This is a genomic window from Bradyrhizobium sp. CIR48 (genome assembly GCF_014198315.1).
Taxonomy (GTDB): Bacteria; Pseudomonadota; Alphaproteobacteria; order Rhizobiales; family Xanthobacteraceae; genus Bradyrhizobium.
Map to the genome: position 1 here is coordinate 195,119 of NZ_JACIHG010000007.1, position 18,964 is coordinate 214,082.

General features: G+C 63.6%; 17 protein-coding genes. 11 read left to right on the forward strand and 6 right to left on the reverse strand.

Annotated features, from left to right (window positions below; translation table 11 throughout):
* Positions 1–8: 8 nt before the first annotated feature.
* The 6 genes from GGD66_RS22390 to GGD66_RS22415 all read right to left on the reverse strand — a co-directional run bounded on the left by GGD66_RS22390 (position 9) and on the right by GGD66_RS22415 (position 6,176).
* A complete protein-coding gene (locus GGD66_RS22390) occupies positions 9–857 on the reverse strand; it encodes a transketolase (protein ID WP_018322243.1) in 849 nt (282 codons plus the stop codon).
* The gene (locus GGD66_RS22395; RefSeq protein ID WP_244550733.1) at positions 832–1,869 is read right to left on the reverse strand and encodes an aminoglycoside phosphotransferase family protein; all 1,038 of its coding nucleotides are present in this window, start codon (positions 1,867–1,869) and stop codon (positions 832–834) included. Before GGD66_RS22395 ends, GGD66_RS22390 begins: the two co-directional genes overlap by 26 nt.
* Entirely contained in the window at positions 1,866–2,477 is a 612-nt protein-coding gene (locus tag GGD66_RS22400) for a hypothetical protein (RefSeq protein ID WP_244550732.1), read from the reverse strand. Before GGD66_RS22400 ends, GGD66_RS22395 begins: the two co-directional genes overlap by 4 nt.
* Before the next feature lie 5 nt (positions 2,478–2,482).
* Positions 2,483–3,484: an NAD(P)-dependent oxidoreductase gene (locus GGD66_RS22405; RefSeq protein ID WP_092260233.1), complete on the reverse strand. Its 1,002-nt coding sequence runs from the start codon at positions 3,482–3,484 to the stop codon at positions 2,483–2,485.
* Between the two features lie 27 nt (positions 3,485–3,511).
* Positions 3,512–5,077 carry a PfkB family carbohydrate kinase gene (locus GGD66_RS22410; protein ID WP_092260231.1) on the reverse strand — a complete coding sequence of 522 codons (1,566 nt, stop codon included), beginning with the start codon at positions 5,075–5,077 and terminating at the stop codon, positions 3,512–3,514.
* Between the two features lie 82 nt (positions 5,078–5,159).
* On the reverse strand, positions 5,160–6,176 hold the full coding sequence (locus GGD66_RS22415) for an SDR family oxidoreductase (RefSeq protein WP_092260401.1): 1,017 nt from the start codon (positions 6,174–6,176) through the stop codon (positions 5,160–5,162).
* 165 nt (positions 6,177–6,341) lie between these two features.
* On the opposite strand from GGD66_RS22415, the gene GGD66_RS22420 reads away from it, so the two are divergent.
* The 11 genes from GGD66_RS22420 (at position 6,342) to rpoB (ending at position 18,859) form a co-directional block, all read left to right on the forward strand.
* On the forward strand, positions 6,342–6,929 hold the full coding sequence (locus GGD66_RS22420; RefSeq protein ID WP_244550731.1) for an SIS domain-containing protein: 588 nt from the start codon (positions 6,342–6,344) through the stop codon (positions 6,927–6,929).
* Positions 6,930–6,941: 12 nt separating this feature from the next.
* On the forward strand, positions 6,942–7,961 hold the full coding sequence (locus GGD66_RS22425; protein ID WP_092260229.1) for a lysylphosphatidylglycerol synthase transmembrane domain-containing protein: 1,020 nt from the start codon (positions 6,942–6,944) through the stop codon (positions 7,959–7,961).
* Between the two features lie 85 nt (positions 7,962–8,046).
* Entirely contained in the window at positions 8,047–9,315 is a 1,269-nt protein-coding gene (locus GGD66_RS22430; protein WP_092260227.1) for a class I SAM-dependent methyltransferase, read from the forward strand.
* Positions 9,316–9,681: 366 nt separating this feature from the next.
* Positions 9,682–9,873 carry a preprotein translocase subunit SecE gene (gene secE / locus GGD66_RS22435; RefSeq protein ID WP_026202711.1) on the forward strand — a complete coding sequence of 64 codons (192 nt, stop codon included), beginning with the start codon at positions 9,682–9,684 and terminating at the stop codon, positions 9,871–9,873.
* A complete protein-coding gene (nusG, locus tag GGD66_RS22440) occupies positions 9,873–10,427 on the forward strand; it encodes a transcription termination/antitermination protein NusG (protein ID WP_008136441.1) in 555 nt (184 codons plus the stop codon). Before secE ends, nusG begins: the two co-directional genes overlap by 1 nt.
* Before the next feature lie 133 nt (positions 10,428–10,560).
* Entirely contained in the window at positions 10,561–10,989 is a 429-nt protein-coding gene (gene rplK, locus GGD66_RS22445) for a 50S ribosomal protein L11 (RefSeq protein ID WP_006611824.1), read from the forward strand.
* A gap of 6 nt (positions 10,990–10,995) precedes the next feature.
* Complete coding sequence (gene rplA / locus GGD66_RS22450) at positions 10,996–11,688, forward strand: 50S ribosomal protein L1 (RefSeq protein WP_018322253.1); 693 nt, start codon at positions 10,996–10,998, stop codon at positions 11,686–11,688.
* An 89-nt stretch (positions 11,689–11,777) separates the two neighbouring features.
* Positions 11,778–12,731 (forward strand): 2-hydroxyacid dehydrogenase, encoded by a 954-nt coding sequence (locus GGD66_RS22455; protein ID WP_183259037.1) that lies wholly within the window; start codon positions 11,778–11,780, stop codon positions 12,729–12,731.
* A 575-nt stretch (positions 12,732–13,306) separates the two neighbouring features.
* Positions 13,307–13,825, forward strand: a complete 519-nt coding sequence (gene rplJ, locus GGD66_RS22460; RefSeq protein WP_018322254.1) for a 50S ribosomal protein L10 — start codon at positions 13,307–13,309, stop codon at positions 13,823–13,825.
* Between the two features lie 54 nt (positions 13,826–13,879).
* The gene (gene rplL / locus GGD66_RS22465) at positions 13,880–14,257 is read left to right on the forward strand and encodes a 50S ribosomal protein L7/L12 (protein WP_018322255.1); all 378 of its coding nucleotides are present in this window, start codon (positions 13,880–13,882) and stop codon (positions 14,255–14,257) included.
* Between the two features lie 483 nt (positions 14,258–14,740).
* Complete coding sequence (gene rpoB / locus GGD66_RS22470) at positions 14,741–18,859, forward strand: DNA-directed RNA polymerase subunit beta (RefSeq protein WP_018322256.1); 4,119 nt, start codon at positions 14,741–14,743, stop codon at positions 18,857–18,859.
* Positions 18,860–18,964 lie beyond the last annotated feature (105 nt).

The following is an 18,964-nucleotide window of genomic DNA, read 5'->3' on the forward strand; positions in this document are numbered from 1 at the left end:
GGAGCCGATCAAAAATCGCCGACGGCGACGCGGATGGCGTCGAGCTCGCTGTCGGACAGCTTGTTCTTGTGATGCCAATCGGCGTTGGATTCCGCGGCCGGCAGACCCTTGCCCTTGACGGTATGGCAGATGATCGCGGTGGGCTTGCCCGGAACGGCGGGGACCTGCTTCAGGACAGTGCGCAGGGCGCCGACGTCGTGGCCGTTGAGCTCCTGCACGGCAAAGCCGAAGCTGCGCCATTTGTCCGCGAGTGGCTCCAGCGGCAGGACGTAGTCGGTGGGCCCGTAGCTCTGGAGCTTGTTGTAGTCGATCATCGCGACCAGGTTATCGAGCCCGTGCTTGGCCGCGCCCATCGCGGCCTCCCACACCGACCCCTCGTTGATCTCGCCGTCGCCGAGCAGGACAAAGGTCCGGTAATTGCGCTCGCGCATGCGGGCGGCGAGCGCAAGGCCGACGCCGATCGACAGGCCATGCCCGAGCGCGCCGGTCGATGCCTCGACGCCGGGCACCATGCCGTATTCGGGATGTCCGCCCAAGATACTGTCGGAGCCGCAAAAGCCGTCGAGCTCCGACAGCGGGAAGAAGCCGCGATCGGCGAGCAGCGCGTAGAGCGCGAGACAACCGTGTCCCTTGCTGAGGATGGCGCGGTCGCGTTCGGGATCGCGCGGGTTGTTCGGATCGATCCGCAGGATGTCGTCGTAGAGCACGCGGACCATTTCGATCAGCGACAGGGCCGGACCAACATGGCCGCGTCCGGCCGAACGGACAGAACCAAGGACCAGGCGGCGCAAATAGAGACTGCGCTCGTCCAGCGTGCAGGTGAGGGCGGCTTCAGCGTGGGGTGAGATCTGGATCACGTTGGCAAATCGTTTGATGAAGCCGGCGTGCTTTGTCGAGCTGACCGGCAAGGCGGACCGTCAGATCGCCACCTTGCGCAGCCAAGGCGCGCCGGGAGCGGCTTTCGGGCAAATAAGCATTCAGGACAATCAGGCACCAAATCGCCCCGAACACAGGATACAGTACGTCACGGCGGATCGCAAACGCGTCATCCCTAGCCGCGAAGGCTTGCGTGAGCCGTTCGATGAGGCGATTCGCGCCTGTTGCGGGCAGATCGCTGCCGGGGTGGATCGCGGTATCGGACAGCAGTTTGACCGGATCGTCCCAGCCGAAATATTCGAAGTCGATGAAGCGCAGGCGGCCGTCTTCGCCGCGCAGCGCGTTGTGCAGTCCGAAGTCGGACGGGCTCAATGCGCGATGCGCGGGCAAGAGGTCCGCTGCGGGATCCCGCCCCAGTTCCGCATAACGCTGGCGGAGCCTTCGGATGGCGACGGCCGTGCTGGGAACCAGGCTGCCGTCGATGAACGTACGCAGCTCCGGATGATCGTCGGAGGCCCGCCTCAGTCCGTCGAGGCGCTGCTCGTACTGGGCGATGGCTTCCTCGGGCGAGAAGATGCTGGCTGACGCGTTCCGCAAGGTCTGCGCACCTTCGGCGTCGCGCAGCTTCTGCAATTCGATCAGAAAATCGGCCAGCTGGTCGGCGTCGTCGCCCTGGGGATGCAGCACCGCCGCGTCACCGTCGAACCATTGATACAGCGCGCAAAACGCATCGGCGTCCTTTGCGATCGGCCGTGGCGTCGACGCGATGCCGTGGCGCGACAGGAACGTGAGCGCGTCATATTCCTGTCCCAGCCGATCGCGCCCGTCCGACGGATAGTGCTTGAGGGCGAGGGGCGGTCCTTCCGCCATCTCCAGCCGAAACACCCTGTTGTTGCCGCCGGACCGCGCCGGCTGGGCTGCCGCGACCGTTGTTCCGGCAAGGCGGCTGCCGATCGAGATCGCATCCGCTGCGCTGATGTCCGGCTCGCTCATGCCGCAAACACCTCGTCGCGGATGCCGGCCCATGTCGCGATCGGCTTGCAATGTTCGGGGTGCGGGGACTGCGAACGCGTGAACAGGATCGATCGCGTGCCCTTCGGGAAATGCGGCTGCTCGAAGACCTCGACGAGATCGTCGATGAAGATGTCCAGCTCCAGGCTCGCGAGCCTGTCGACCTTGGCGGCCATCGTGTCCTCGAAATAAACATCGCCGCTGGCCACCGCCGCCGCAGCAGCGTCGATGAGGCCGGCGCCACGCAGCCAGCCGCGTGCGGCTTCGCGCAGGTCGGTATGGTCGGGGTCCTGATGACCGTATCTGGTCTTGTGGCTGACGATGCACACCTTGGCGCCGGCCTGTCTGCACGCCGCGAGGAATTCCCGCACGCCCGGATAGATCTCGGCGCCGCCAATGCCCTTGCCGTAGACGAAGCCTTGCAGGCCTTGCCAGGCGAGCTCGCCACCCGTGCGGGACCGCAGATAATCCCGCACATCGTTCTTCAGCCCAACCCAGCCCTCCGGCACCAGGCCACGCTGGTGCGCGACGGCGGCAAAGACCTTATCGTAGCAGATGATCGTGTTGTCGAAATCGATGCCGATCCGCACGCCGCTCACTTCAGGCTGATGTTCTGCATCATCTTGATGTTGAAATACCGGGGATCGTTGAGCGAGTTCGGCAGGCGGCCGGACCTGAAGGCGTCCACGAGGCCGGACACGGCCTGCTCGATCGTGTGCGTCGGCGCAAATCCGAGCTCGCGGCGAATCTTCTCCGAGGAGACGTGGTAGGAGCGCAGATCGTCGGTCGGCTCGACGGCCACGTCGACGTTGTTTCCGACCACCGATTTGACGATGTCGGCGATCTTCATCAGCGAGTGGTTCTCGTAGCCGATATTGTAGGTCTTGCCGTCGATCTTCGCATCATCCTGCTGCAGCAGGAACAGATAGGCCGCCGACATGTCCTCGATGTGCAGGTTGGGCCGCTTCTGCGTTCCGCCGAACACGCGGATGCGGCCGGTGTTGACCGCGAGGTTGGTCAGGATGTTGACGACGACGTCGAGGCGCTGCCGCGGTGCGTAGCCGCAGACGGTGGCAGGACGGACCGTGCAGGTGACGAAGCCGGACGCGGCCTCTTCGGCAAGATCGGTCTCGCACATCGCCTTGAACTTGGAGTAGTCCGTGAGCGGCTCGCAGGACAGTTCCTCGGTCACCTCGGCCTCGTCCTTGATGCCGTAGACGCTCGACGAGGAGGCATAGATGAAGCGCTTGACGCCGGCCTTCTTCGCGGCGCGCACCATTGGACGGAAGCAGTCGTAGTTGATGGACTTGCCGAGTCCAGGATCGAGCTCGAACGAGGGGTCGTTGGAGATGCAGGCGAGGTGGATCACCGCATTGTTGCCGCGCAGGGCCTCGTTGATCGCGGCCTCATCGCGGATGTCGCCCTTGATCAGGCGAAGGTTCGGATTGTTGCGAACCGCGTCGAAGACGGATTCGCCATACATGAACAGGTCGAGCACCGTGACCTTGTGGCCCGCTGCCAGCAACTGGGGAACCAGCACGCTGCCGACATAGCCGGCGCCACCGGTGACCATCACGTTCCATTTCTGATCAATCACTGCCGTTCTCCAGATTTCCCGCTCGCGTTACTTCAATAGCGCGGTGACGAATTTGACCAAGGGCGCCTTTTCGACCGAGTTGCGGTGACCGACGATGCCGACCTTGATCGCGCCCGCCGCGTTGCCGATGAAGGCGACGTCCTCGATATTGCCGCCGGCCGCCACCAGCGGCGCCGTGATCGTCAGGAAGGCATCGCCGGCGCCGACCGTGTCGACGACGGTCTTGGTGAAAGCGGGCACGCGCGCGACGCCGGTCTTGGACGAGAAGGGGTAGCAGCCGAAGGAGCCGTGCGTGATGATCATGTTGTCGCAATCGATCTTGCCGTGCAGGCGGTTCTCGATCACCGACGCGATGTCGCTGAACTTGTCGGTCGCGGCCAGACGCGCTTCCGGCGCGTCGATGCAGACGTAGTCGGCGCGCGGATATTTCGTGATGAGATTATAGCCGTGGTTGCCGCTGTTGCTCTGGGCGTTGACCGCCAGGAACTTGGAGTTCGCGATGAGCGTGTCGATGGTGCTGGACGCGATCATGCCGTGACCGAAATCTGTGACGATCACCACGTCCCCGCCACGAACGCGCTCGGCGGTGATTCGGTCGATCTCCTTGCGCTCGGCCTCGTCGAGCGGCGTGTCGTCCATGGTGTAGACTTCGAAGAGCTTGTGCAGATAGCCCATCTCGACGTACCGCAATTTGCGGGTCGTCGGTCGGCCCTGAATGCGGATCGGCGTCAGCGTGACATTCGGGCGGACATGCGCGCGAATGAACTCCTCGGGGTAGTCGTTGCCACCCAGCGTCGTGACGATCTCCACCGACTTGCAGAAGCTCGCCACGTGATTGGCCGCGGCAATGACGCCGCCGGCAAATTGCTCGCCATTCTTGAGCAGGGTGGCGACGATGTTCTCCTTCGAAGCCTTCCCGAGCGCCGTGACGTACTGGTATTCGTCGATGATGGTATCGCCGACCAGCACGACGTGCATGTCCTGGATATTGTCGATCAGCTTCAGCAGGCGTTCGGCGCCGCCGCCTTCGCGCACCTTCTGGAGGTAGTCGCGCAGGGGAGGATCGTAGATGTCGAAATAACGGTTCAGCAGGGATGACGAGCTGAACGTCACGTCGCGCGTGAAGACGATTCGTCCGCCATGACGTTCGACGGCCTCGCGCTCGGTGGCGATCTTGCCAGTGACGTCATCCTCGGGATTCTCGTAGTCCGAGCCCTTCACGTAGGTGTCGGGGCGCACGGCATCGAGGACCGGCTCGGCGCTGGAAGTGCGGTTGATGCCGACCCAGTCGACCGTGCCGAGCGCGGCTAGCATCTCGGCGCGCATGTTCTCCGGAAAGATCGGCCGTCCCGGGCCCTTGTTGACGAAACGATCGGCGGTGATGGTCACGATGACCACGTCGGCCTCGTTGCGCGCCGCCAGGATGTGCCGGACGTGGCCGAGATGCACCAGATCGAACACGCCGTGGCAGAGCGCGACGGTCTGGCCCTTGGCCTGCGCGGCGCGCGCAATCTCGCCCAGCTCCTCGATCGTCTTGATCTTGTCGTGCGGTGCCGGATGGCCGGTCAGCTTGTCTGTCGCAGCATTACCCATGTGGATTACCCAAAGCGCCGGCAGGTCTCAGATGGCCGGCCTGAAATGATCGACTCGCAGCAACGATATCCGGCGAGCCTGTTCAAGAGCTTGCCTTCTGCGGCGAGCCGTCGTCGTCACCGAGATATTTGAACCAGTCCTTGGTGGCGTCGGCGATCTTGTCGACCGTCCACAGCGGCGCGTCCTTGTACTGATCCATCGACTTCAGCATCGTCGCGACGCCGTCCTCGAATTTCACCTTCGGCGTCCAGTTCAGGACCCGCTTGATCTCAGTGATGTCGGCGTAGGTGCAATCGGGCTCGCCCGGTCGCTTGGGAATGTGGACCTTGTCGCCGCCGAGAAGCTCGACCAGCCTGTTGACGCTGTAGGTGTTGTCGGAGCCGACGTTGAATATCTCGTGCGAGATATCGGAGCGCGCAGCGGTCACGAAGGCGTCCGCGACGTCGCTGACGAAGGTGAAGTCGCGCGTCTGCTCGCCGTCGCCGACCACGGTGAAGGGCTTGCCGGCGAGCTTCTGCGCCATGAACACACCGAACACGGCGCCGTAGGTGCCGGTGGTGCGATGGCGCGGCCCATACACGTTGAACAGGCGTAGCGCGACCGCAGGCAGCTTGTAGACCTGGCACCAGTGCATGACGCACTGCTCGCCGAGATTCTTGGTAAGCGCGTAGGGATACATCGGCCGGATCTCGGCGCTCTCCGGCGTCGGATAGACGTCGGGAATGCCGTAGCAGGACGACGAGGCGGCGTAGACGAAGCGCTTGACGCCGGCGTGCCGCGCCGCTTCGAGAACGTTGACCGTGCCGTCGACATTGGCGCGATGATAGGGGATCGGCGACTCGATCGAAGGAACGATGTCAGCCAGCGCCGCGAGATGGAAGACCCAGTCGATACCGTGAAAATACGGCTTGATCGACTCGAGGTCAGTGACGTCGGCCCGCACGACCTTCAACTGGCTCGAACCGGCGTGTGCGGCCAGATTCTCGGGCCGTCCGATGACGAAATTATCGAGCGCGATGACCTCATGGCCGTCGTCGAGGAGACGATCGACGAGGTGACTTCCAATGAAACCGGCGCCGCCAGTAACGATGCATTTCATGAGGAACATCCGTGACGCGAATGCCCAGCGAAACAGGCCCGCCAATGTTGAGTGAAACCCGAAAGCCGACTACCAGCCGCTCGCTGACTTTGCAAGTATTATACCTTTGCAATCCTTGGTAATAGCCGGTATCACCCGGTCATGTTGCAATCGAGCCGCCAGCCCATGCCTGCCGAGTCCGTCGATCCCGATCACAAGGCTTTCCTCGACGATTACGTGGGACGCCTCCATCGCGCGACGGCAGTCGACGTCGGCGTTTTCGCCGCAATCTCCGCGACCCGTGCCACCTGGTTGCGCGCGCGCGAGCAGGGCGGTCGCGTCATCTTCATCGGTAATGGCGGCTCGGCCGGCATCGCCTCGCACCTGGCGATCGATCTGGCGAAGAACGCGTCGGTGCCTGCGCTCTGCTTCAGCGACGCGAGCATGATGTCGTGCCTCGCCAACGATTACGGCTTCGAGGACTGGATCGCGCACGCCGTGCGGCTGAGCGCACGCGCCGGCGACTGCCTCGTTGCGATCAGCTCGTCGGGGCGCTCGAAGAACATCCTCAACGCGGTTGCGCAGGCGCGGACGATGAAGCTCGACGTGGTCACGCTGTCGGGCATGAACGCGGACAATCCGCTGCGCAATCTCGGCGACGTCAATTTCTTCGTCGACAGCCGCAGCTACAACATCGTCGAGACCACGCACCAGTTCTGGATGATGGCCGCGATCGACCTCGTGATCGGTCGCGCGGAATATCCGGCATCCTGAGGCGGGCATCCGATGCAGTCGCGGTTCAAACAGGCGGCCCTGTTTTCGGTAAAGCTGCTGCTGTCGATTGCCGTGCTGGTCTACATCGCGCGCGGTCTCGATCTGCAGCGGTTGCGCAGCCATCTCGTCTCGGTCGATCCTTTGCTGTTCGTCCTGGCGCTGACGTTGATTTTCTTCCAGACCTTCGTGCTCAACGGCCGGTGGGAGCTGATCATGCGCGCGCTCGGCGTGTCGCTGGACTGGCTCGCGGGCTGGCGGATCCTCATGATCAGCCTCTGGTTCAATCAGGTGTTGCCGTCCTCGGTCGGCGGTGATGCGGTGCGGATGTGGCTGCTGCGCCAGCGCGGCGTGCAGTGGCCGGAGGCGGTCAAGGGCGTTGCGGCCGACCGTTTCACGGCGTTGATCGGGCTGATCGCGCTGATGGTGGCCGGATTGCCGTTCCTGTTGTCTCGCGTGTCCGATCAGGCCGCGATCCTGGCCATCGGCGGGCTGACGCTGGCCGGCGTCGCCGGCACCGTGGTTCTGTTGACGCTCGACCGTCTGCCCAAGCGCCTCATCGCCCATCCGGCGATCGCAAGCTTTGTCCGGTTCGGAGCGCTGGTCAGGTTTCTCCTCCTGCAGTCCGAACGCCGTGCTTTGCTGTTCGGATCGGCGTTGCTCATCCATCTCGTGACCGCGGCGGCCTGCTTCGCCCTGGCGCGCGGTGTCGGAGCAAAGCTCTCGGTGGTGGATGCCGGTATCCTGATTCCGCCCGTGGTGCTGTTGACGGCGGTCCCGATCTCGATCAGCGGCTGGGGTGTTCGCGAGGGGGCGATGGTCGCCTGCCTCGGTCTGGCGGGTGTCCCTTCCGAGGAAGCACTGTCGGTTTCGCTGCTGCTGGGCGCCATCAGCGTGATCATCGGGCTCGTCGGAGGCGCGATCTGGTTGGCAAGTCCGGAGCGCGGATCGTATTCAGCGGACAAGGCCGCCAAGGCGGCGGAGGAAGCCCCCAGCTACGACGGGCTGGGCAAGGAAGTCTCGAGCCACCCATGACTCGCTTGAGCCCGTTGCTGGCGGTCTGGTCTTCACGGGGTGGGATTGCCTCACCCGATCGCGTATCTCATTTTTCGGTTCCACGATGAAAAACCTGTTCTACGTCCGCCATACCTGCCGCCTCTGCCATTCGGACAAGCAGGAGCTTGTCGTCCCGATGGCAGGCATGCCGATCGGCACGCCCAACTTCCAGGTCCCGGACGCCAGCGTCGACGATCCCGTGTTCCGCGCTGCGGTGCCGATGGCGCTGCATCTGTGCAGGGATTGCGGCCATCTCCAGATTCTCCATGTCGGTAATCCCGAGATCCAGTACCGCAACTACGTCTACACCACCTCGCTCTCGCTCGGCCTGCGCGAGCACTTCGCGGGCTATGCCAACGACGTCGTCAGCCGCTTCGGTGTCGCGCCGGGCTCGCTGGTCGTCGAGCTCGGCAGCAACGATGGATCGCTGCTCGGCTTCTTCAAAGAGCGCGGCATGCGGGTGCTGGGTGTCGATCCCGCTGTGGACATCGCGAAGCGCGCGACCGCGGCGGGGATCGAGACCATCGGCGATTTCTTCACCGATGCCATCGGTCACCGCATCCTGCATAGCCACGGCGCGGCGAGCGTCGTGATCGCCAACAACATGATCGCCAATGTCGACAATCTCGATCCGCTGGTGATCGGGGTTCGCGACGTGCTCGCGCCGGACGGATTGTTCGTGTTCGAAACGCAATATGGCGTCGACGTCACCGAGAAGAACCTGCTCGACACCGTCTATCACGAGCATCTGTCGTATTTTAACATCAAGCCGCTGATCCGTTTCTTTGCCCGGCTCGGCATGGAGTTGATCGACGTCCAGCACATCTGGACCAAGGGTGGCTCGATCCGCGTGACCGTGCAGCGTGCCGGTGGCGCCAAGAAGCCGTCGGCTGAGGTCGCGCGCTTCGTCGCCGAGGAAGAGCGGCTGGGCGTCGATCAGCCGGCCTATTATGCGCCCTATGTGAAGCGGATCGCTGCGATCCGCGACGAGCTGGTCGCGATGGCTGATGCCGCTCATGCGCGCGGGCAGCTCGTCGCCGGCTACGGCGTCTCGGTCGGCACCACGACGCTGCTGCCGCAGTTCGGCCTGGAGAAAAAGATCGACTTCCTGGTCGACGACGATCCCAAGAAGGGGAACGTGATGGCCGGCCCGGGTTACGACATCCCGATCCTGCCGCCTGCCGCCCTTTATGAGCGCAAGCCGGCGTTCGTCGTCGTCTTCGCCTGGCGCTATGTCGACCCGATCCGGGCCAAGCACGCCCGCTACTTCGCCGAAGGCGGAAAGTTCGTGGTGCCGTTGCCTGGCATTTCCATGGTCGAGCGGGCAGACTGACCCGCGCAATAGGGCCGAGGCGGACGCTCCGGGGGAGCGTCTGGGAGGAACCGGACGGGCGCTGCGATTGCGCCCTGAAAGGTGGGTGGATAAGCCTTTGATCCGGCTGGGCTCTGCTCTAGCGCCCGGGAAGGTCGGCCGGTCCAGTCGGGCCCTCTATATCTTGACCTTTGGTCCTATCCGCAGTAGATACCCCGCACTCGCAGCCGGCCCGTTAGACGCGGATCTCCGGCGCGGCTTTGAAATCCCCGAACAATCGAGCCCGGTTTCCGGCTCATCCTTCGAGACAGAGGGCTGGGCCAACGGCGGCTGTTCGGATCCCTGAAATTCATTAGCGTCTGTCGACGGACGTTGGACATCAAAACGATGGCAGTCAGCCCGTTCAAGTTCTTGCAGGAAGTGCGCTCGGAGACCGCCAAGGTCACCTGGCCGACCCGCCGCGAGACCACGATCACCACCATCATGGTGTTCGTCATGGTCGCCGTGGCCTCGATCTTCTTCTTCGCCGCCGACCAGATCATCCGTGTCCTCATCACTTACCTTCTGGGCATTCACTGATGGCAACCGCAACCGCTCAACTGTCCGACAAGCGCTGGTACATCGTCCACGCCTACTCGAATTTCGAGAAGAAGGTCGCCGAATCGATCCGCGAGCAGGCCAAGCAGCGCGGGCTCGAGGAGCTGTTCGAGCTGGTGCTGGTTCCGACCGAGAAGGTCACGGAAGTGCGCCGCGGCCGCAAGATCGACGCCGAGCGCAAGTTCTTCCCCGGCTACGTGCTGGTGAAGATGAAGCTGACCGACGAAGCGTTTCATCTGATCAAGAACACGCCGAAGGTCACGGGCTTCCTCGGCGCTGAAAACAAGCCGATGCCGATCTCGGAATCCGAGGCCATGCGCATCCTGCACCAGGTGCAGGAAGGCGTGGAACGGCCGAAGGCGTCGGTGTCGTTCGAGATCGGCGAGAACGTGCGCGTGGCCGATGGCCCGTTCGCCTCGTTCTCGGGTGTCGTCGAGGAAATCGACGAGGCGCGCTCGCGCGTGAAGGTCGCGGTGTCGATCTTCGGCCGTGCCACGCCGGTCGAATTGGAATTCGGTCAGGTCGAGAAGGTCTGACCGGGTAGCGCGTGAAGTCGAAAAGCTTCGCGCAAAGAGAGGCCGTGGGAGGGAGAGGGCGGTTGCCAGCCGCATCCGACCCAGACCACGAACCTGAAACCGCCGGCGACAGCCGGCACAACAGGAGTGATACATGGCAAAGAAAGTGACCGGATACCTGAAGCTTCAGGTCCCGGCCGGTGCGGCGAATCCTTCGCCCCCGATCGGTCCCGCGCTCGGTCAGCGCGGTCTCAACATCATGGAGTTCTGCAAGGCGTTCAACGCGCAGACCCAGAAGGAAGAGAAGAACACCCCGATTCCCGTCGTGATCACGATCTACGCCGATCGTTCGTTCACGTTCGAGATGAAGACCCCCCCGATGTCCTTCTTCCTCAAGCAGGCCGCCAAGATCCAGTCCGGCTCGAAGGCGCCGGGCCGTGACAAGGCCGGCAAGGTCACCAAGGCGCAGGTGCGCGAGATCGCCGAGAAGAAGATGAAGGATCTCAATTGCGATTCCATCGAGTCGGCCATGAAGATGGTCGAGGGCTCTGCCCGTTCGATGGGCCTGGAAGTGGCGGGGTAAGCGGTCATGGCAATCGGAAAGCGTTTGAACAAAGCCCGCGAAGGTGTTGACCGCGAAAAGCTTTACCCGCTCGCGGACGCCATCAAGATGGTCAAGGAACGCGCGAAAGCGAAGTTCGACGAGACCATCGAGGTCGCGATCAATCTCGGCGTCGATCCGCGTCACGCCGACCAGATGGTCCGTGGCGTCGTGACCCTGCCGAACGGCACTGGCCGTACGCTCCGCGTCGGCGTGTTCGCCCGCGGCGCCAAGGCCGATGAGGCCAAGGCTGCGGGTGCCGACGTCGTCGGCGCCGAGGACCTGGTCGAGAAGGTGCAGAACGGCTCGATCGATTTCGACCGCTGCATCGCCACCCCCGACATGATGCCGCTGGTCGGCCGTCTCGGTAAGGTGCTCGGCCCGCGCGGCCTGATGCCGAACCCGAAGATCGGCACCGTGACCATGGACGTCACCGGTGCGGTGAAGGGTGCCAAGGGTGGCTCGGTCGAGTTCCGTGTCGAGAAGGCCGGCATCCTGCAGGCCGGCGTCGGCAAGGCCTCGTTCACCGAGGAGAAGCTGGTCGAGAACATCAAGGCCCTGGCTGACGCTGTCACCAAGGCAAAGCCGGCCGGTTCCAAGGGCACCTACATCCAGCGCGTTGCGGTGTCCTCGACGATGGGCCCGGGCGTGAAGGTCGAGCCGGGCACCATTCTCGGCTAAGTCTAGAAATCGCATGAGGCGAGGGGCGGAATTGGGCAACCGATTCCGCCCCTCGTCGTTTGTGGCACGGCTCACCGGAAACAAGAACAATGGCTGACAAGGTCCTGATCTATTCGCGCTTTCCCAAGTCGATGATGGCGCGTTTCGCCGAGCGCTTCGAATTGCTCGACACCGGCGGCAAGCCCGCGGGGGAGGTGCTATCGGCCGACGAACTCGGCAGCGTCCGCGCGATGCTGACGGCGGGCGGCTCGCCGCTCGGTGCGGAGGCGATGGATCTGTTTCCAAAACTGGGCGCCATCGTCTGCTACGGCACCGGCTATGACGGCGTCGACCTGAAGGCGGCAGCCAGCCGCAATATCGCGGTCGCCCACAGTCCCGGCGCCAATGCGGCCTCGGTTGCCGATATCGCGATGACCCTGATGCTGGCGACGACGCGGCGGATCCTTGTGGCCGACCAATACGTCCGCAGCGGCGATTGGGCCGCCTCGAAGCAATCGCCGATGATGCGCCCGCAGGCCGGCATGCCCGGCCGCCGCATCGGCGTCTACGGCATGGGCGAGATCGGCCGCAAGATCGCGGCGCGCTGCGCCGCCTTCGAGAGTGAGGTCGGCTATTTCAGCCGCAGCAAATACGATCTGCCCTATCAATATTTCCCGACCCTGGAGGCGCTGGCCGATTGGTGCAGCGTGTTGATGATCGCGGTCCGGGCAGGGGCCGAGACTCAGCACGTCGTCAATGCCGACATCCTGGGGCGCCTCGGCGCCGACGGCTACGTCGTCAACATCTCCCGCGGCTCGGTGATCGAGGAGAAGGCGCTCGTGGCGGCCCTGACCGACAAGACCATCGCGGGGGCCGGCCTCGACGTCTTCGAGAAGGAACCGCACGCCCCCGACGCCCTGACCGCGCTGCCGAACGTGGTGTTCGCCCCGCATATCGGCGGTCACACCCTCGATTCGCACGTCGCCATGCAGAACTGCGTGCTGGCGAACCTGACGGCGTTCTTCGAGAGCAAGCCGCTGCCTTATGCGGTCAAATCGGCCTGAATCGGTCCTTATCGGCCCGGGTCAAGCACCCGCGGCAACGGATTGGAACTGGTGTGAATTTTGCTCTTGGCAAGCAGGCTCCGAGCGGCTAAAGAACCGCTTCCGGACGTGCCGGCTTCGGCTGGCGCGTTCGTGCACGCATTCCGAAAACCGAAGACAGGAGATCATTCCTTTTCAGGACGTCCGCAAGGATTTGCCCGAAAAGGAAGAAAACCCGTCGGCTGGTGGAGTGCGGGCAGAGGTCGGGCGGTTCGCCGGCTGACCTTGTCCTGTCCAAGACTGCAGGCGCCCGCGGGAAGTTTCGACTTCTCAACGGCTTAATCGCATGGCCTGCATAGACGGGTGAAGACCGGATTTCACTTCGCATCCAGCTTTAAGGGCTGGTTTGCGGAACGGGTCTGGTTCGGACCTCGACACGCCGTGGGCCCAAGGGCTCCCGGAGGGCAGGCTTTGAATCGTCGTCGTGCCCGGCGTGTCCGAAGGGTTTTGCCCCGAGGTTCAGGTTTGGGTGGGACGATGGGTGCAACCCGGCGGTCCCGCTTTTCGCGATGACCGCCAACCGGAGAGAGCTTGCTGTGGAACGAGCGGCAAAAAAAGAGGCGGTCGAACAGCTCAATGAGGTCTTCAAGACCACGAGCGTCGCGGTCGTTGCTCAATATTCCGGCCTCACTGTCGCCCAGATGCAGAAGCTGCGCCAGCAGATGAAGCAGGCGGGCGCTGCGGTGAAGGTCTCGAAGAACCGTCTCGCCAAAATTGCTCTTGAAGGCACTGACGTCGTTGCCATCGGCCCCATGCTGAAGGGACCGACCGTGATCGCCACTTCGAACGATCCGGTAGCGGCGCCAAAGGTCGCCATCGAATTCGCCAAGGCGAACGAAAAGTTCGTCATCGTCGGCGGCTCGATGGGGAAGACCGTCCTGAATGTCGACGGCGTGAAGGCGCTTGCCTCGCTGCCGTCGCTTGATGAACTGCGCGGCAAGATCGTCGGCCTGCTTGTGGCCCCGGCGACCAAGCTCGCTCAGCTCGCCAATGCGCCCGCGGGCAAGCTCGCGCGCGTCATCCAGGCTCATGCCTCAAAGGGCGAAGCGGCCTGACGCCCTTCGCAAAACTCAAACCCGAACCAGACTTACACGTAAGGAAACTGAACAATGGCTGACTTGCAGAAGATCGTTGACGACCTCTCGAGCCTCACCGTGCTCGAAGCTGCTGAACTGGCGAAGCTCCTCGAAGAAAAGTGGGGCGTTTCGGCTGCCGCGGCTGTCGCCGTGGCCGGCCCGGCTGGTGGTGGCGCTGCCGCCGCTCCGGCGGAAGAGAAGACCGAGTTCACGGTCGTTCTCGCCAGCGCCGGCGACAAGAAGATCGAGGTCATCAAGGAAGTCCGCGCCATCACCGGCCTGGGCCTGAAGGAAGCAAAGGACCTCGTCGAGGGCGCGCCGAAGCCTGTCAAGGAAGGCGTGAACAAGGACGAAGCCGACAAGATCAAGGTCCAGCTCGAGAAGGCTGGCGCGAAGGTCGAGCTCAAGTAAGCACCGCTTACTGACGAGGTCTCGGGCGAGCGTAAGCAGGCCCGAGACCTTGGCTTGCCCTTCAAAAAGGGGTGGGCCTGATGCAAAAGGCGTGCGACGGAACGTCCCGACGCAGGCCGAACACGAAAAAGTGTGGGGATTTGAGGGTTCGCCCCTCGAATCTCCACTATTGTCGCCCCATATCGGTTCGGCAGCACGAAAGCGCGGTGGGCAGGGATGCCGGATTCCCTGTAAGCCGTTGGGAGAGCAGGCTATTTCGGGCTTTTGCAGTCCGTGAAGACGATCGTTGTGACGGGCGGGCGCGCACCAGCGCCCCGCGCGTCGTTTTGCGTTTTGAAGGTCTGAAGAACAGATTCAGGACATTCTCGCCTGAAGCTGAGTCTCCGGCCCCCAAAACGGGTTCGAAAAATTCAACCCGGGGAGCGGTGGCAGCCGCGTCCCGGACGGTTCGCCCAGAGCGGGCGACGAAAATGAGAGGCCACGATGGCGCAGCAGACATTCACCGGTCGCAAACGCGTTCGCAAGTTCTTCGGACACATCAAGGAAGTCGCCGAGATGCCGAACCTCATCGAGGTTCAGAAGGCGTCCTATGACCAGTTCCTGATGGTCGATGAACCCCAGGGTGGCCGTCTCGACGAGGGTCTGCAGGCGGTGTTCCGCTCGGTGTTTCCGATCTCCGATTTCTCGGGCACCTCGATGCTGGAATTCGTCCGCTACGAGTTCGAGCAGCCGAAATACGACGTCGACGAGTGCCGCCAGCGCGGCATGACCTTCGCGGCCCCCCTCAAGGTGACGCTGCGCCTCATCGTGTTCGATATCGACGAGGAAACCGGCGCGAAGTCGGTGAAGGACATCAAGGAGCAGGACGTCTACATGGGCGACATTCCGCTCATGACGATGAACGGCACCTTCATCGTCAACGGCACCGAGCGCGTCATCGTCTCGCAGATGCACCGCTCGCCCGGCGTGTTCTTCGATCACGACAAGGGCAAGACCCATTCCTCGGGCAAGCTGCTGTTCGCCGCCCGCGTGATCCCGTATCGCGGCTCCTGGCTCGACATCGAGTTCGACGCCAAGGACATCGTCTATGCGCGTATCGACCGTCGCCGCAAGATTCCGGTGACGTCGCTGATGTTCGCCCTCGGCCTCGACGGCGAGGCGATCCTGTCGACGTTCTACAAGAAGATCCTCTACAAGCGGACCAAGGAAGGCTGGCGCGTTCCGTTCGACGCCAACCGTTTCCGCGGCTACTCGACCATCAACGACCTGATCGATGCCGACACCGGCAAGGTCGTGCTCGAGGCCGGCAAGAAGCTCACGGTCCGTGCCGCCCGCCAGCTCCAGGAGAAGGGGCTGAAGGCGCTGCGCATGGCCGATGAGGAGCTGGTCGGCAACTACATCGCCGAGGACCTCGTCAACCCGAAGACCGGTGAGATTCACGCCGAAGCCGGTGAGGAAATCACCGACAAGTCGATGAAGGTGCTCAACGAGCACGGCTACAAGGAACTGCCGCTGCTCGACATCGACCACGTCAATGTCGGCGCCTACATCCGCAACACGCTTTCGGCCGACAAGAACATGACGCGTGAAGACGCGCTGTTCGACATCTACCGCGTGATGCGTCCGGGCGAGCCGCCGACGCTGGATTCGGCGCAGGCCATGTTCCAGTCGCTGTTCTTCGATGCCGAGCGCTACGACCTCTCCGCGGTCGGCCGCGTCAAGATGAACATGCGCCTCGACCTCGATGCGCCCGACACCCAGCGCACGCTGCGCAAGGAAGACATCCTCTCCGTCATCAAGACGCTGGTGGACCTGCGCGACGGCAAGGGCGAGATCGACGACATCGACCATCTCGGCAACCGCCGCGTACGCTCGGTCGGCGAGCTCATGGAGAACCAGTACCGCATCGGCCTCCTGCGCATGGAGCGCGCGATCAAGGAGCGCATGTCCTCGGTCGACATCGACACGGTCATGCCGCAGGACCTGATCAACGCGAAGCCGGCGGCTGCCGCCGTGCGCGAATTCTTCGGCTCCTCGCAGCTCTCGCAGTTCATGGACCAGACCAACCCGCTCAGCGAGATCACCCACAAGCGTCGCCTGTCGGCGCTTGGACCGGGCGGTCTGACCCGCGAGCGTGCCGGCTTCGAGGTGCGCGACGTGCATCCGACGCATTACGGCCGCATCTGCCCGATCGAGACGCCGGAAGGTCCGAACATCGGCCTGATCAACTCGCTCGCGACCTTCGCGCGCGTGAACAAGTACGGCTTCGTCGAGACGCCGTATCGCAAGGTCAAGGACGGCCGCGTCACCGACGAGGTCGTGTACCTCTCGGCGATGGAAGAGGGCCGCTACACGGTCGCGCAGGCCAACGTGCCGCTCGACCCGAAGGGCCGCTTCACCGAGGACCTCGTGGTCTGCCGTCACGCCGGCGAAGTCTTGCCGGTGACGCCCGACAAGGTCGACTACATGGACGTGTCGCCGAAGCAGCTCGTTTCGGTCGCCGCGGCGCTGATTCCGTTCCTCGAGAACGACGACGCCAACCGCGCGCTGATGGGTTCGAACATGCAGCGCCAGGCGGTGCCGCTGGTTCGCGCCGAGGCCCCGTTCGTCGGCACCGGCATGGAAGGCGTGGTTGCGCGTGACTCGGGTGCCGCGATCGCGGCGCGCCGTTCGGGCGTGATCGACCAGATCGACGCCACCCGCGTCGTCATCCGCGCCACGGAAGATCTCGATCCGACCAAGTCGGGCGTCGATATCTACCGCCTGATGAAGTACCAGCGCTCGAACCAGTCGACCTGCATCAACCAGCGTCCGCTGGTGAAGGTCGGCGATATCGTCAAGAAGGGCGACATCATCGCCGACGGTCCGTCGACCGATCTCGGTGAGCTCGCGCTCGGCCGGAACGTGCTCGTCGCGTTCATGCCGTGGAACGGCTACAACTTCGAAGACTCGATCCTGCTCTCCGAGCGGATCGTGAAGGAAGACGTGTTCACCTCGATTCATATCGAAGAGTTCGAGGTGATGGCTCGCGACACCAAGCTCGGACCCGAGGAAATCACCCGCGACATTCCGAACGTCTCGGAAGAAGCGCTGAAGAACCTCGACGAAGCCGGTATCGTCTACATCGGTGCGGAAGTCCGCGCCGGCGACATCCTGGTCGGCAAGATCACGCCGAAGGGCGAGAGCCCAATGACGCCGGAAGAGAAGCTGCTGCGCGCCATCTTCGGCGAAAAGGCTTCCGACGTTCGCGATACCTCGCTGCGCGTTCCCCCGGGCGTGCAGGGCACGATCGTGGAAGTGCGCGTGTTCAACCGTCACGGCGTCGACAAGGACGAGCGTGCGCTGGCGATCGAGCGGGAAGAGATCGAGCGTCTGGCCAAGGACCGCGACGACGAGCAGGCGATCCTGGACCGCAACGTCTACAACCGTCTTGCCGAGCTCCTCGAGGGGCGGCAGGGCATTGCCGGCCCGAAGGGCTTCAAGAAGGACACCAAGATCACCCGTGCGGTGCTCGAGGAGTACCCGAAGTCGCAGTGGTGGCTGTTCGCCTCGCCGAACGACAAGCTGATGGCCGAGATCGAGGCCATGCGGAAGCAGTACGACGAGTCGAAGAAGGGGCTTGAACAGCGCTTCCTCGACAAGGTCGAGAAGCTTCAGCGCGGTGACGAATTGCCGCCCGGCGTGATGAAGATGGTCAAGGTCTTCGTCGCGGTGAAGCGCAAGATCCAGCCCGGCGACAAGATGGCCGGCCGCCACGGCAACAAGGGCGTGGTGTCGAAGATCGTGCCGATCGAGGACATGCCGTTCCTCGAAGACGGTACGCACGCCGACATCGTGCTCAACCCGCTAGGCGTGCCTTCGCGCATGAACGTCGGACAGATCCTCGAGACCCATCTCGGCTGGGCCTGCGCCGGCCTCGGCAAGCGTATCGGCCAGACGGTCGATGCTTACCTGTCGAAGCAGGACATCAAGCCGCTGAAGGAAACCTTGAAGAAGGTCTACGGCGAGGACGAGACGATCAAGTCGCTCAACGACAACGAACTGATCGAGCTCGGCCACAACCTCAGCCGCGGCGTGCCGATCGCGACGCCGGTGTTCGACGGCGCCAAGGAAGCCGACATCGAGGAGATGCTGAAGCTTGCCGGCCTGGACGCGTCGGGTCAGTCGACCGTCTATGACGGCCGCACCGGCGATGCCTTCGATCGCAAGGTGACGGTGGGCTACATCTACATGCTCAAGCTGCACCATCTGGTCGACGACAAGATCCATGCGCGTTCGATCGGTCCGTACTCGCTCGTCACCCAGCAGCCGCTGGGCGGCAAGGCGCAGTTCGGCGGCCAGCGCTTCGGCGAAATGGAGGTGTGGGCGCTCGAGGCTTACGGCGCGGCGTACACGCTCCAGGAGATGCTGACGGTGAAGTCGGACGACGTCGCCGGCCGTACCAAGGTGTACGAGGCGATCGTGCGCGGCGACGACACGTTCGAGGCCGGTATTCCGGAATCGTTCAACGTGCTGGTCAAGGAAATGCGCTCGCTCGGCCTCAACGTCGACCTGCACAACTCCAAGATGGGACCGGCACCGACGTCGGAAGCGGCCGAGTAATTCGACCTGTCATGCCCGGCCTTCGCGGCCGGGCACCGGCGCCCCGTCCGAGGCCTTGAGGGCAGGGCGCCCTGCTTGAGTGATTTTCGAATTTGCGGCCGGAGG